Source organism: Brenneria sp. g21c3, assembly GCF_040240345.1.
Classification (GTDB): Bacteria; Pseudomonadota; Gammaproteobacteria; order Enterobacterales; family Enterobacteriaceae; genus Brenneria.
Map to the genome: position 1 here is coordinate 1 of NZ_JBEIAB010000005.1, position 14,467 is coordinate 14,467.

The 14,467-nt window shown below is 44.7% G+C and carries 12 protein-coding genes, 1 tRNA gene and 2 pseudogenes; 5 read left to right on the forward strand and 10 right to left on the reverse strand.

Annotated features, from left to right (window positions below):
- Window positions 1-128: 128 nt before the first annotated feature.
- Window positions 129-971: pseudogene (locus tag ABRZ28_RS09390) on the reverse strand (tyrosine-type recombinase/integrase); the annotation flags it as partial.
- A 650-nt stretch (window positions 972-1,621) separates the two neighbouring features.
- Between ABRZ28_RS09390 and ABRZ28_RS09395 the strand changes: the two are divergent.
- Together ABRZ28_RS09395 and ABRZ28_RS09400 are read left to right on the forward strand one after the other, a co-directional pair.
- Window positions 1,622-2,878 carry a putative phage abortive infection protein gene (locus ABRZ28_RS09395; protein ID WP_330520121.1) on the forward strand — a complete coding sequence of 419 codons (1,257 nt, stop codon included), beginning with the start codon at window positions 1,622-1,624 and terminating at the stop codon, window positions 2,876-2,878.
- A gap of 14 nt (window positions 2,879-2,892) precedes the next feature.
- A complete protein-coding gene (locus tag ABRZ28_RS09400) occupies window positions 2,893-5,226 on the forward strand; it encodes a GmrSD restriction endonuclease domain-containing protein (protein WP_330520122.1) in 2,334 nt (777 codons plus the stop codon).
- 92 nt (window positions 5,227-5,318) lie between these two features.
- Here ABRZ28_RS09400 and ABRZ28_RS09405 read toward each other — a convergent pair whose 3' ends face one another.
- Window positions 5,319-5,642, reverse strand: coding sequence for a helix-turn-helix domain-containing protein (locus tag ABRZ28_RS09405; RefSeq protein WP_330520123.1), 324 nt, complete (start codon window positions 5,640-5,642; stop codon window positions 5,319-5,321).
- The gene (locus ABRZ28_RS09410; protein ID WP_330520124.1) at window positions 5,626-5,985 is read right to left on the reverse strand and encodes a type II toxin-antitoxin system RelE/ParE family toxin; all 360 of its coding nucleotides are present in this window, start codon (window positions 5,983-5,985) and stop codon (window positions 5,626-5,628) included. The genes ABRZ28_RS09405 and ABRZ28_RS09410 overlap by 17 nt, the downstream gene beginning before the upstream one ends.
- A gap of 565 nt (window positions 5,986-6,550) precedes the next feature.
- Between ABRZ28_RS09410 and ABRZ28_RS09415 the strand changes: the two genes are divergently transcribed.
- Entirely contained in the window at window positions 6,551-6,724 is a 174-nt protein-coding gene (locus ABRZ28_RS09415) for a hypothetical protein (protein WP_330520125.1), read from the forward strand.
- A gap of 169 nt (window positions 6,725-6,893) precedes the next feature.
- Here the strand turns inward: ABRZ28_RS09415 and ABRZ28_RS09420 are convergent, their stop codons facing one another.
- The 7 genes and pseudogenes from ABRZ28_RS09420 to lptF all read right to left on the reverse strand — a co-directional run bounded on the left by ABRZ28_RS09420 (window position 6,894) and on the right by lptF (window position 12,129).
- Complete coding sequence (locus ABRZ28_RS09420) at window positions 6,894-8,228, reverse strand: type II toxin-antitoxin system HipA family toxin (RefSeq protein ID WP_330520126.1); 1,335 nt, start codon at window positions 8,226-8,228, stop codon at window positions 6,894-6,896.
- A 4-nt stretch (window positions 8,229-8,232) separates the two neighbouring features.
- A complete protein-coding gene (locus ABRZ28_RS09425; protein ID WP_095834990.1) occupies window positions 8,233-8,538 on the reverse strand; it encodes a helix-turn-helix transcriptional regulator in 306 nt (101 codons plus the stop codon).
- A gap of 307 nt (window positions 8,539-8,845) precedes the next feature.
- Complete coding sequence (locus ABRZ28_RS09430; protein ID WP_082152985.1) at window positions 8,846-9,007, reverse strand: CopG family transcriptional regulator; 162 nt, start codon at window positions 9,005-9,007, stop codon at window positions 8,846-8,848.
- 18 nt (window positions 9,008-9,025) lie between these two features.
- Window positions 9,026-9,367, reverse strand: a pseudogene (locus ABRZ28_RS09435) (tyrosine-type recombinase/integrase); the annotation flags it as partial.
- 300 nt (window positions 9,368-9,667) lie between these two features.
- Window positions 9,668-9,752: transfer RNA gene (locus ABRZ28_RS09440), tRNA-Leu, on the reverse strand.
- Window positions 9,753-9,958: 206 nt separating this feature from the next.
- A complete protein-coding gene (lptG, locus tag ABRZ28_RS09445; protein WP_319606284.1) occupies window positions 9,959-11,029 on the reverse strand; it encodes an LPS export ABC transporter permease LptG in 1,071 nt (356 codons plus the stop codon).
- Window positions 11,029-12,129: an LPS export ABC transporter permease LptF gene (gene lptF / locus ABRZ28_RS09450; protein WP_319606285.1), complete on the reverse strand. Its 1,101-nt coding sequence runs from the start codon at window positions 12,127-12,129 to the stop codon at window positions 11,029-11,031. Before lptF ends, lptG begins: the two co-directional genes overlap by 1 nt.
- Window positions 12,130-12,411: 282 nt before the next feature.
- On the opposite strand from lptF, the gene pepA reads away from it, so the two are divergent.
- Window positions 12,412-13,923: a leucyl aminopeptidase gene (gene pepA / locus ABRZ28_RS09455; RefSeq protein ID WP_319606286.1), complete on the forward strand. Its 1,512-nt coding sequence runs from the start codon at window positions 12,412-12,414 to the stop codon at window positions 13,921-13,923.
- An 87-nt stretch (window positions 13,924-14,010) separates the two neighbouring features.
- Window positions 14,011-14,460 carry a DNA polymerase III subunit chi gene (locus ABRZ28_RS09460; RefSeq protein ID WP_319606287.1) on the forward strand — a complete coding sequence of 150 codons (450 nt, stop codon included), beginning with the start codon at window positions 14,011-14,013 and terminating at the stop codon, window positions 14,458-14,460.
- Window positions 14,461-14,467: the final 7 nt, after the last annotated feature.

Below are 14,467 nucleotides of genomic sequence, written 5' to 3' on the forward strand. Positions count from 1 at the left end.
TTCAGTCATTACAACGAACATCATCCGCATAGTGCACTGGGATATCGCTCACCACGGGAATATATACGCAGGAAGTTATCGCAACCATAAGAGAGCAAAAACGTCTGGATATATAGGGTCAAATCCAGAGTCTTCATCTTGGATCCACGCTGAGAGTGTTTAACGTCTTCCAGCGGTTCACGCTCACCAGGAATCATCCACATGGCCGTTTCAAAATCTACTTCTGACCAGCGGGCAAAACGCAGCTCGCTTGAACGGATAAAAACCAACAAAGTGAGTTCAACAGCCAATCGGGTTAACGGCCTGCCGGAGTAATGATCAATACGATGAAGTAGTTTAGGAATGCGATTGAGTTCGAGCGCAGCACGATGCTGTCTTTTTGCCGTAGCAACCGCACCGGCAATTTCTTATGCAGGGTTGTAGTCGATTAAACCACTCTGCACAGCAACGCGCATAATCGCGGTAGTCCGCTGTTGCAAACGAGCCGCAACTTCGAGTCGTCCGGATGATTCCACCGCTTTGATGGGTACAAGAAGATCCCGCGTTTTTAGTTCCGCAATGTTCCGCTTACCAATAGCAGCAAAGAGATTATCTTCCAGACTTTTTAATACACGAGCACTATGGGACTCAGACCACTTTTGATTGCTGGCGTGCCAGTCTCTGGCAACCACTTCAAAAGTTATCGCCTCTTGCTCCTGCTCTACCTTAACGGCTTTCTTGTTTTCACTGGGATCGACGCCATTAGCTAATAGCTTACGGGCCTCATCCCTGCGTGCCCTGGCATCCGCCAGCGAGACTTCGGGGTATTTCCCCAGCGCTAGCATCTTCTCTTTACCACCGAAGCGATAACGTAGCCGCCAGTATTTGGAGCCGTTAGGGTGAACCAGCAACACCATGCCTTCACCGTCAGTAAGTTTATAGGCTTTTGCTTCAGGCTTAGCCGAACGAACCTTCACATCACTCAGAGCCATGATGAATATCCTTTCAAGGGTTCTGTGCGGGTACAAACATTCTCGAACCGCGATATACCCGCAGTTGTACCCGCATCAGTTAGTTGATGTAGATTGAATCAGGTTGACTTAGGTTGAGTGGAAAAGCGAGGGAAGCCTTGCGGATACTGGATTTCAGGCACAAAAAAAGACGTCCGTTGACGTCTATTGATGTTCCGATGGTGCGAAGGCCGGACTCGAAATAATTAATAATGTTTTGATTTTTAATAAATTTAATGAAAAAACAGTTTTACTGACCACCAAATTGACCCCAATGCGCTTTATACAATGCTATTTCGAACAATCTTTACTGTAGATTTGATGCCATACCCACAGTGTAGTGCTATTATGCAAAACTATTAGATGGTTGCTGAGTAGCATCATAGAGTTAATAGGAGGTATTTTATTTATTCTCATATTGTATGATATATTTTTATAGTGATATTGGGAACTTTTTGTTCTATTTTCTTGTCTCCTATGCTAGGATAAAAAACCGTGGAAAATTAGCGAATCGCGAAGATATATTTTCCCCTTAAAGAGTATTTTCGATGGGATCGCGGCGCGGTAACATATATTATTTCGTCAATTATGAGCACATCATCAACATCACTATTTATTAAGGATATTTATTGATGTTTAAATTTTTTATTTCAGAGAAATTCTCAAGGATATTAATATTTTTAGGTTTCCTCTTGTTTTTAGGGTTTGTTTTTTCTTTTGGGTATAAGGCCATCTTATTCAACTTTGACATTCCAATAAAAACAGATGTTTTTGGTCAACTTGGTGATGTTATAGGAGGCATTACTGGTTCTTTATGGGCATTAGCTGGAGTGATTTTATTTTATGCGGGGTTAATGGAACAAAGAAAGGATATAATTACGAATAAAGAGGCTCTACAAAAGCAAATTAACGCATTAGAAAATCAACGAGAGGAGATTAAGTTACAAAGAGAAGAGTATGCCATGGCGAGGAAAATATATGAGGAACAACGCGACGTATTAAAAGAACAATCTAGAACATCTCGAATACAACAATTTGAATCTAATTTCTATTCATTAATTGAAATATATACAAGAATAAGAAATGACATATTGTTATCAAAAGATAATATCATGAAAGAAATAAATGAAAACATTATCATTACGGGTGAAATATCAAAAGATATTAAGAAAAATGTCGAAATAATAAGCAGAAAGTATTCGTCATTTTATTACATAAATAAAGATAAAATATCCCACTATTTAAAAACTATATATCGATTATATAAAGTTATTGATGAACAAGATGACTTGGATGAAAAGAAGAAATATTTTTATAGTAAAATAATTAGATCGCAGCTAATTGATGAGGAGCTATATTTAATATATTATAATTCACGTTCAGAGTATGGTAAGAATTTTAGGCGATTGATACTAAAGTATAATATACTCAAGCATCTTACACTAACATCGAAAGCCGAGTTTGTTTTTTTCAATTGTGAGAACAATGAAACTAATATAGATAGATCTATTTTAATAAATTGGTTAGATGATTTTATGATTAGAAATCATCAAGATATGACAGATATATCTATGGATGACCCTGTTAGGGTTGAGAAATATTCACATGAAGGTGACAGATTACTATTATCGTTATCTTTGACCGATGAAGGGAATTATTTATTTAACGTAGAAATAACAGACAGTGAATTTATTAAAAAAATAGGTTTTTCAGATCTAAAAGAATTTAATTTCTTTATTGAATATTACATTTATGATAGATTTATACTAAGTAATTTAGAGTCAATTGGCTGTGATGATTGTATATTCATTAATATGATAAACGAAAGCAGATGTGAATATATACTCAAAACAGATAAGAACTTTAAAGTTAATTTTGATAAATATTGATTGTGGGGGTGGATATGTTTGATAATGATTTTGAAAGAGTATTTAAAAACAATATAAAAATAAGCACGCGTTCGATAACTGTCAGAACACTTTTAAGTGAAAGAAATATAAAAAGAATAAATTATAAGCCGTACTATCAACGGAACTATGTTTGGGATGCAGTTAAGGGGACTTTCTTTATTGAAAGTATCCTCCTTGGTACAGACATACCGCCTCTTATATTGTTTAAATCTGGGAAAACGGTTGAAGTTATTGATGGAAGGCAACGTTTTGAAACCCTAAAAAGATTTAAAGAGAACAGCCTGAAGCTTGCTGCAAATGGCTTAATGGCATTAAAAGTATTAAAAGGTAAAAGCTTTAATGATCTTCAAACTGATATAATTGAAACCTTACTTGACACCAAGGTAAGACTATTCGAATTTGAGGTTATCAATGAGCCTCAATTAGCTCAAAATATTGAAGATAAAATTAAGAAAGAAATATTTAGAAGATATAACACAGGTATAACAGCATTAAATTCAACTGAATTAGATAATGCTAAGTATGATAAAGATATCTTAACTGAAATTATGGAGAAAGATATTGAGCATGATGTGATTTTTGAAGAAAAAGTAACTCAATGCTTCTTCAGTAACAAAAAAAACAAGTCAGACAATTCTTATTTGATAGATTTTTTCAGAAGATATATCGTTTTATCAAATTTCCCTATAACCTCTTATGCTGGTAGTGGTAGCAGAACAGAGATAAGAGAGTTACTTTACGATGTAACTATAAGTAATTCTGAAGACCATGAACTAGTTTATACTGGATTTAAAGAAATCGTATTGGAAGTAATAAAAATTCATGAATTGTTATCAACAGAAGGCTCTTTAGATAACAAATTAATCTATGAATGCATGTTGTGGGCATTTTCTGTTTTATCTAAAGAGGATGTTAATTTTAAAGATAAAATTAACAAAGAAGTTATTCGCTCTCTCAACGAGCATTATAGTAAAAACATTTCTAAATATGCCCCTTCAGATTCCCACTATTATGGGAATATTCTTGAAAGATTTAATGATACTGCATCAATTTTTTCGTCTTTGTTTGGTTTTAATTTTTCTTTATACATAAAAGATGAAAAATTTAGCCAGAAGATTAAAGCGTTAAAACAGACAGAAGAAGAAGGGCTTATGAAGATTGAGGTTCTCAACAATTTAAGGGTATTGAAGCCTGAACCATCATCTGTACCCATTGAGGAAATCATAAATGATTTAAATACAAACAAATACCTTTTAAGGCCGTCTTATCAGCGTCAAGAGAAAATTAATACTAGAAAAGCCTCATCGATAATAGAGAGTATCCTTTTGGGTATATATCTCCCCCCTATATTTGTATATAAAAATAGGGATTCCATAAAAGAAGTTATTGATGGTCAACAAAGACTATTATCAATATTAGGGTTTATGGGGAAGAAATATAAAGATGAAAAAGGTGAGTCTCAATACTCAAAGAATAATAATTTCTCTTTGAGTAATCTTAAAATATTAAAGGAGTTTAATGGAAGGAAATTCAATTCATTACCAGAAAATTTCATTGAGAAAATATACGATTTTGATATAAATATAATAGAGATAGATTACAAGGTTAATGAAGAATTTGATCCCATAGATCTATTTATAAGATTGAATAATAAACCATATCCTATTAAGGATAATTCTTTTGAAATGTGGAATTCCACTGTCAATTATGAAATTATAAAAGTAATAAAAGATATAACGAATGAGAGTCTAGACTGGTTTTATCTACGATTGACTAATAGTGAGAGAACCAGTGATAGGATGGAAAATGAAGAAATGATAGCCGTTTTATCATATCTTCATCACATTAAAGAACATGGAGAGTCAACTAGTGGAGTGGAGTTTTATCTGAAGCAAGATAGATTGAATTGTAGAATTAGCAATAAATCCGCAATCACAAATATGTTACAAAGTTTAGATGAAAATATAAATAAAAAGAATGAATTTCTAATATCAATTGGAAAAATAAAAGAGTTCATTGAGAAACTTAAATACATTGTTAGTCTTAATGGCCAAGTTATTGATTCAGACTTGGCTGGTGCATTTAATGATTTTTTAAATGTCAAGAATGTGACAGGATTCAAAAGAACATTGCAAGATATTTATTTACTATGGATGGTATTGAATGAAATATCTTATAATGAAATAATATTTCATTACAAAGAAATACATAATGATTTAGTTGATCTGATTAGAGTAATGAAAAATGTTGACAACAATAAAGTAAACAATAGCTTCTTGAATGAATTTATGGCTAAAATAAATGCTGTAAGAGAAAAGTATAAATAATTTTTTCTATGCTAATTAGTAGGCACCAGCCTCAAAATTGGTGCCACTCCGACATACAAAATATTATAGCTATAAACTTGCAGATCCAAATATCAAACCAGCACCTTCAACCCATGCTTCTGCACCACGGTAAGCAGTTTCAGCGATAACCCGCTAGGGCGTTTTACACCGCTTTCCCATTTCTGTACCGTCGAAACACTGGTGTTCAGGTAGCTTGCGAAAACTGGCTGACTGACGTTTAGCTTTTCACGTAACGCCTTAATCTCAAGGGGTTGAAGATCCTCCACGCTGTTGAGACATGCTTTGTCAAAGTTGCGCATCGTTTCCTGTGGGATAGCATCGACGCTGAATAATCCAGAAGCCGCGCTGTGGATCGCCTCAAATGCAGGACTCTTGAATTTACTTTTTGCGGTCATGACAAATCTCCACCAGTTCTTTACTTTTAATCAGTGCCGCAATCTTTTCATCGGCAAGGGCGGCATAGTGCTTCGCTAACTCGCGGAATCCGGCCAGTTCACGATTATCAATGTTCGCCATATCCTGCTTGGCATACAGGAACGTGTAAAACCAGTGCTGTCCACCTTTCGCTAATATGATGGCGCGATCGCGATTCTGGTTCAGCCGCTTCTTATAAACGCCGCCGCCGAGATCGTCAGCTTTCCCTTGCATCACCGCCTCAATAGCCTGGCATAATTCGCCATCCTTGATGGCGTGGGATTTAGCCGCCTTAGTAAACCATTTGGTTTTGAATACACGCATCAGGCCGACATCCTGTAACCTTAACTATAGCACTAAGTGCTAGATTACTCTCTTTTCTGGCAGAGTCAAAGCACTTGAAACCTGCAAAACTTTGTCGTATTTTTGACCACGAAACCCTGCTGTCGATGACAGCCACCAATGTTTCCAGTATCGGGATGATATGAGTGACCTGTGAGAAACGCCTTCGGGTGGTCACACTGCCAAAGTCATAGGGAAGGGAGCGTGATTAAGAAGCGCGGTAAATCTGCCAACCTTTGCAAGCAGATGTCGTCAGGTAGTTTGAACGCCGCTACGAGCGTGACGATGAAGGGCACGTTGAAACTTTACCTCAAGCCAACATTACAGTGGGCTTCACTATACCCAGCCAGAGAGCGGCTTCCATACCGTAGGAGACTGGCCGTAGCTGCAACGTTTATCGTTGCGGTGATTTCACTTCATAGGCGGCTTAAACAGCGCTCAATTCTCGTAAGTTCACGTTATCGCGCGACTTCAATTTTACTCGTCTTAATGATTTGCGTCTGCGCGTGTGAACGTGCATCTTTCTTTTTTTCTGCGGGGGTACATCATGTATGACCCCACACCCCTGACGTTAGAAGAACTCGTCGATCACTGTCGGGCGCTGGCCTACGCCATCATTGAACTGGACAACCCGCTCGCGAAAGAACTGCTGATCTTTATCCTGTGGGAGCGTCTGAATATGTATATACGCACGAAGTGGGGGAATAATTTAACTCACTAATAAACAATCATTTTTATGCTAACCATGAAAATCAGGTGGGGGAAACCGTGATCCCTGAGTAAGTGGGGGGAAAGTGGGGGATGTTTTATGATCACTTTCCCTAGTCACTCACCGTTCTATGGCTACCTCTGCATAAAAGATAAATGGTCTCAAGACGTTCTTTAATATCTTATTTAAGGTTCAATGCTTGTAACCGACCACACTGTTGCCGTATACCCTTAAAAACACATTCCGCAAGCTCTGGTGGGAATGACTCAGGCAGCAACGCAGATACACGTTCAATAACTTCAGGTGTTCTGTAGATAATATCATCCATCATGGATTCAACCTGTCGTCTGCCCAGACCGGTTAACTCACCCTGCTTGATCCAATGTCGCCGTTGAATTCTGTACAGATGGTAATAATTACTGCTACCCCGAACAGCCATTGCCAGCTTGCACTTCTGCCAGGAAATCTGGTTATTACGCGGACCAATGACCGGCCATGCCGATAAAACATCATAAAGCGGCGTAAGGTGATAACGACCTTGTGGCTCAATAGCGATACTGAAATTTTTGGCGTGCCCATCAGTAGCCGCTATCAGCCAGAAAATAATTTGCGCTCTGAAAAACTGCGCTTTGTCCTGCTCAGCCTGCTCCGAATGACTCAGTATTTCCATAATATCGGAAATCCCCGGCCCACCATCAGACTGGTATTTTCGTAGCGGGGAAACCCCCAGAGCCTGACACATATCCTCTTGTGGCAAGCGAATGATCCATTGCCGATCACTTGACCATCTTCTGTCAAAACGCTCAACAACCAATACCTTCTGATCTTCAAACTGCGCAATCTGTGTTTTTGCGACAGGAATTCCATATTCCTTAAGGATCAAAGAACATAGCCATTCATTTTCAACCGACGTACTCATATCCGCTTGCATATTACCCACCAGCCCGAGTGGTAACTTGAAAATATGCGTCGTAGGGGTACTACCTTCTGGCAAGCACCATCGTCCTTCATGCCAGAGTAAAGCCGTTTTTTCCTGCGCACCGGCAATCGATAAACGTAAATCGTCAGTATCATCCTGCCGACCTGGCAACAATGTCGCTGTTGTATTACGCAATATAGCGGCGATCTCAGCTTCACAAAGTGGGCGATAATTTACGGAAAATAGATCTGTGGGCTCCTCATTACCATTCAGTAACTGTATTGCGCCAACACAGTCTCTTCCCAGCTCAGCCAACAGATCAAAAGGCTCAAGGCTATCAGCGTGGTAACGCGTTGCTAAACGCCTGCGTATACCTTCGCTGTCAGGCAATAAATTATCAAAATAGTCGCGTACCACATTGCCGCGCCAAAGCTGATTACCGGGGGTGAAAAGCAAAGAAAGCGATAAAGGTCTTCCCTGTTCATCAGCGATCCATTCGGGAAGATATTGCAACCTATCTTCGCCTCGGGTCTTTTCCCAGAATCCCACTTGAATTCCATTCATCCATATTGCTAAACGCTGTTGTGTTCGAGGCATAGTGTCACCATTTTTCCCGTCTGGCGGGTGAGTCTATTGGCTTTTCTGGCTCTTCCATTGTTGAGGATGACATAGAGAAATGTACTCTTGGTTCAGAAGACAGCACCACCTCAACCCCCAGAACGGTGAGCACTTTAAACAAGCGCTCAATACTGGCACTTCCGGGGTTTGCTTCCAAACGGGCATAGGTTTGCTGTGTTACACCTAACCTTTCAGACACGTCTTTTTGCGTCAGTCCCTTAGCTTTGCGAAAGCCAATCAGCAATGGGCGCAACTGATTCAAGGTTTTCAACGGATAGACTGTATTCATAAGGCACTTACCCTTATTTTAGATACTTATACATACTATAGGCTGTTTTTACATAATACACCCTATAAGCTGTAAAAACAAAATACATCAAATAAGCTGTAAAATAATAAAACAGCTTATATGCTGTAAAAAGGTAAACTTATAATGGTGGAAAACGATCTGACGGAAATGATACTGGGGTATTATGAGCAGCCGAAAAAATCATCCACATAAGAAAAATGAGCGCCAGCCCCTCCCCAAAAAGGGGCTGGCGCGGAGCTTAATGCATACGCTTTCGATACAGGATACGCCCCTGTATTTCTATCGATTATGCTTGCTTCAGTCTGGTGATAAACGCCCGCATATCAGAGCGATTTACAACACGCCCTGCATCAACATCGGCAAGTCCCTGTAAGATCCTCTGATGACGCTGTTCTGCCTCTTCAATCAGAGAAGTAACCGACACCGTTGGTTTTTTCGTTTTTTTCATCGCTAACTCATTAATGAATCAAATATTTTTGAACTCATACGGCACCACATACTCATCCCGGTTCGCATCCAGATAATCCGCCCACCATTGCAGCATCAGCCTGCGCTCATCCAGATGTTCCGCTTTGTGAATGTAGGCAGCACGAACGCCATTACGTTCCTGATGGCTCATTTGCCGTTCCACCGCATCCCGTGACCACTGGCCGGACTCAACTAGTGCGCTACAGGCCATCGTGCGGAAACCGTGTCCACATACTTCGGTGGTGGTGTCGTACATTACCCGCAATGCATTGTTGACGGTGTTTTCACTCATCGGTTTGGTTGGCCGACGATCGCCGGGGAAGATCAGTTCATGAGCGCCGCGCTGCGAGGGGCGTCCGCGAGCTTGTAAGCTTTCTCGCGCGGCCTGGCGGTACGGGCAACAACGTCGGTCAGCGCCATAATTTGGGGGTCAACTCATAATCGAAGTGAATTGACCCTCATCTTGACCCCCAAATCATCTGGATGTCAATGGACGAAAAAAGACCGCTGTGGATAAAATAGACGAAATCGCAGAAAGGAATGTGAAATTAAAATCGTTATTTTACAGTAATATATGGAGGTTACTGGACGATTATGGACATAAAAAAAGCCACCCTGAGGTGACTTGATTTTCATACGATGGTGCCGAAGGCCGGACTCGAACCGGCACGTATTTCTACGGTTGATTTTGAATCAACTGCGTCTACCGATTTCGCCACTTCGGCACGAAGAGGTATGCGGAAAACGGGTGCATTATACCTTTTGCCGACTCGGGCGCAACTCTAATCCGTCCCGTGTTGGGTTAAGTGCTGAAAAAATCATCTTTGGCAAGGCGTTATCGCACTTTTAGGGTAGGGGACGCGCGTTTAGGTCATAAAAAACGCTGAGCGATTTCCCGCTCAGCGTTTTTGTTTTTACCATGCAGTTGCGTTTAACGGCGTTTCAACAGCAGCGCCACGCTGATTATCAAGAACACGGCGCTTGGCAAGATAGCGCCTAATATCGGCGGTATGCCGTATACCAGACTCAACGGGCGGAAGATTTCGTTTAACAGGTAGAACAGAAAACCGAAGCTGATGCCGATGACGATGCGCAGTCCGGCTGGAACGCTGCGCAGCGGTCCAAAGATAAAGGATAACGCCATCAGCATCATGACCGCGACGGAGAGCGGTGCAAATACCTTGCTCCACATATTCAATACGTAGCGGCTCGATTCTTGCCCGCTCTGCTTGAGGTAGTTGGCGTAGCTATAGAGTCCGCTGATGGAAAGGGCGCTCGGTTCCAGCGCCGCCACGCCGAGTTTATCGGGCGTCAGGTTGGTTTTCCATTCACCGCTCAGCGTCTGGCTGCCGCCAATCTGTTTGCCATCGCGCAGGTCGGACTCGTCAACCTGGGAAAGTTTCCATGCGTTATCCTCAAACAAGGCGGATGCGGCATAGCGAACCGACAGCAGTTTGTTTTGATTGTCGAAGTGATAGATGTTAACCCCGGAGAGCTCTTTATCGTTCACCACCCGCTCAATGAAGATGAAGTCATTGCCGTCTTTGGCCCACAGCCCGTTCTGCGTCGAGATCATTGAGCCGCCGGAGATCATCTGCGAGCGGTAGTTGCGCGCCATCTGTTCCCCTCTCGGCGATACCCATTCGCCAATCGCCATAGTGAGCAGCACCAGCGGGATAGCGGTCTTCATTACGGCCGACGCGATTTGCAAGCGGGTAAATCCCGCCGCCTGCATGACGACCAGCTCGCTACGGGTCGCCAGCGTACCCAGTCCCAGCAGCGCGCCTAGCAGCGCCGCCATCGGGAAAAAGGTTTCAATGTCTTTCGGCACGCTGAGCAGCGTATACAGCCCGGCGCCGAATGCCGAATAGTTGCCCTGTCCGACTTTGCGCAACTGATCGACGAACTTGATGATGCCGGAAAGGGATACCAGCATGAACAGCGTCGCCATAATGGTGGTAAAAATCGTTTTACCGATATAGCGGTCCAGTACGCCAAACATCAGGCCGCCCCCCTCAGTGTCAAACGGGAACGTATTTTACGCATGGGTACGGTATCCCAGATATTCAGCAGCACGGCTATGCCGAAATACACCAGATTTGTCATCCATATCCATATCATCGGGTCTATTTTCCCTTTGCTGGCATTGGAGCGCAGCGAGCTTTGCAGCAGGAAGAACACCAGATAGAGCAGCATGGCGGGGAGCATGCTCAGCACCCGGCCCTGACGCGGATTGACGACGCTCAGCGGCACCACCATCACCGCCATGAGCAACACGGAGACGATGAGCGTCAGACGCCAGTGGAATTCGGCGCGGGCGTCATGACTATCCGAACGCCAGAGCGTCGGCATGTCCATCTGTTCCACAGCGCTGCTATCGAGCGTGACGGACTGATGGCCGATTACCGCCTGATAGTTGGTAAAGTCAGTGATGCGAAAATCACGCAGCAGCGCGGTGCCTTCATAGCGCGCGCCGTTATCCAGCGTAACGACCTGGTTTCCGTCGTCGTTCTGGGTGACGTGTCCGCGATCGGCGACGACGACGGATGGACGCGCGTTGCCTCTGGGCCGTAGCTGGGCCAGAAAGACGTGTTCGAACTCCTTGCCCTGAACGTTGCCGACAAACAACACGGCATTGCCGCCCTGAGCGGACTGGAACTGACCCTCCACCAGCGTCGCCATGCCGGGGTTGGCTCTGGCTTCCGCCATCACCACTTCCTGATGACGGGATGACCAGGGGCCAAGCCATAACGAATTGACGGCGGCGACGGCGGCCGTCAGCAACCCAAGCAGCAGCGCCGCCTTAAGCAGTACGCTTTTGCCGAGGCCGCAGGCATGCATCACGGTGATCTCGCTTTCCGCGTACAAACGGCCAAACGTCATGAGTAGCCCGAGAAATAAACTTAATGGCAAAATAAGCTGCGCCATTTCAGGCACGCCTAATCCCAGTAAGGAAATAACCAAATTGGTCGGGATATCGCCGTCAACGGCGGCCCCCAGTATCCGCACTAATTTCTGACAAAAGAAAATCAGCAGCAGAATGAAAAGGATGGCCAGTTGGCTTTTAAATGTTTCCCGTACCAGATATCGAGTGATGATCACGCTTAATTACGCCTGTGAAAACTTGTCTTTTTGCAGGAAAGCCGATAGTTTCTTCGCTAACTCGCCATTTATACTCATTTGTGGCAACCTTCGTAGCTAAAACTGTATTACAACATACTGTGTTTGGGCTGTTTTATCAGAATCTGCTTATACTCATCAAAGCAGGTTCGTTACGTCGTTAAGATTAACACAGGTTATGTTAACGCAACGGCGGGAAAGTATTACGGAGTGTCACATTCTAGCCGTTGATCCCGCCTTTGTCTTTAAGATTCAGGAGAGTACATGGAGTTCAGCGTAAAAAGCGGTAGTCCGGAAAAACAACGCAGTGCGTGCATTGTCGTCGGCGTGTTTGAACCGCGCCGCTTGTCCCCGATTGCCGAACAGCTTGATAAAATCAGCGATGGTTATATCAGCGCTTTGCTTCGCCGGGGTGAACTGGAAGGCAAAGTGGGGCAGTCACTGCTGCTGCATCACGTCCCCAACATCCTTTCGGAACGCATTTTACTGATTGGCTGCGGAAAAGAACGGGAGCTGGACGAACGCCAGTACAAGCAGGTCATTCAGAAAACCATCAACTCGTTGAATGAAACGGGATCCATGGAAGCGGTCTGTTTTCTGACCGAACTGCACGTTAAGGGCCGCAACACTTACTGGAAGGTGCGTCAGGCGGTCGAAACGGCGAAAGAGTCGCTCTACACCTTTGATCAGTTGAAAAGCAACAAAGTCGAGTTACGTCGTCCGTTGCGTAAAATGGTATTTAATGTGCCGACGCGGCGTGAACTGACCAGCGGAGAACGCGCTATTCAGCACGGTCTGGCAATTGCCGCCGGTATCAAGGCGGCGAAAGATCTCGGCAATATGCCGCCCAACATCTGTAATGCCGCCTATCTGGCCTCGCAGGCGCGCCAACTGGCCGATACATACAGCCAGAACATCATTACGCGCGTGATTGGCGAGCAGCAGATGAAGGAACTGGGCATGAATGCCTATCTGGCGGTCGGTCAGGGTTCGCAGAATGAATCCCTGATGTCGGTCATTGAATATAAAGGCGATCCTTCAGCGGAAACCCGCCCGATCGTGCTGGTCGGCAAAGGCCTGACGTTTGACTCCGGCGGCGTGTCCATCAAGCCGGCCGACAGCATGGATGAAATGAAATACGACATGTGCGGCGCGGCGACGGTTTACGGCGTGATGCGCATGGCCGCCGAACTGGCGCTGCCGCTGAATATCGTTGGCGTGCTGGCCGGTTGCGAAAACATGGTCGACGGACGTTCGTATCGTCCGGGCGACGTGCTGACCACCATGTCGGGTCAGACGGTCGAGGTGTTGAATACCGATGCTGAAGGTCGTCTGGTGCTGTGTGACGCCCTTACCTACGTGGAACGCTACGATCCCGATGTAGTGATCGATATCGCTACCTTGACCGGCGCCTGCGTGATCGCGCTCGGCCATCATATTACCGGCATGATGTCGAATCATAATCCGCTGGCGCATGAGTTGCTGGGCGCATCCGAGCAGTCCGGCGACCGGGCGTGGCGCCTGCCGTTAACGGATGAGTTCCAGGAACAACTGGAGTCCAATTTCGCCGATATGGCGAACATCGGCGGTCGTCCCGGCGGCGCGATTACCGCGGGTTGCTTCCTGTCCCGCTTTACGCGCAAGTATAGCTGGGCGCATCTGGATATCGCCGGTACGGCGTGGCGTTCAGGAAAAGCCAAAGGCGCGACGGGGCGTCCGGTGGCGCTGCTGTCACAGTTCCTGCTTAATCGCGCCGGGCTAAATGACGTAGAATGATGGTAATCTGTCGGGTACAGTAAAGCGCGCCTGAATAAACCAGTTATACCGGGCCGGGAATTCCGGCCCTTATCAATAGTGTAAACAATGAAAAACGCGACGTTCTATCTTCTCGAACACGACAGCAAAAGCGATGATCTCAGCGCCCATGAGGCGCTGGCATGCGATCTGGCGGCGGAACGTTGGCGCGCGGGAAAGCGGGTTTTAATCGCCTGCGAGGATGAACGGCAGGCGATACGACTGGATGAGGCGCTGTGGCGGCGCGATCCGCATTCGTTCGTACCGCATAATCTGGCCGGCGAGGGGCCGCGTCAGGGCGCGCCGGTTGAACTGGCATGGCCCGAGCGACGGGGAAACGCCCCGCGCGAGCTGCTTATCAGCCTGCTGCCGTATTTCGCAGATTTTGCCACCGCTTTCCATGAAGTGATAGACTTTGTCCCTTACGAAGAATCCCTGAAACAGTTGGCGCGCGACCGCTATAAAGCCTATCGCAGCGTCGGCTTTCAATTGACTACGGCTAAGCCGCCAACTCACTGAATTTTGA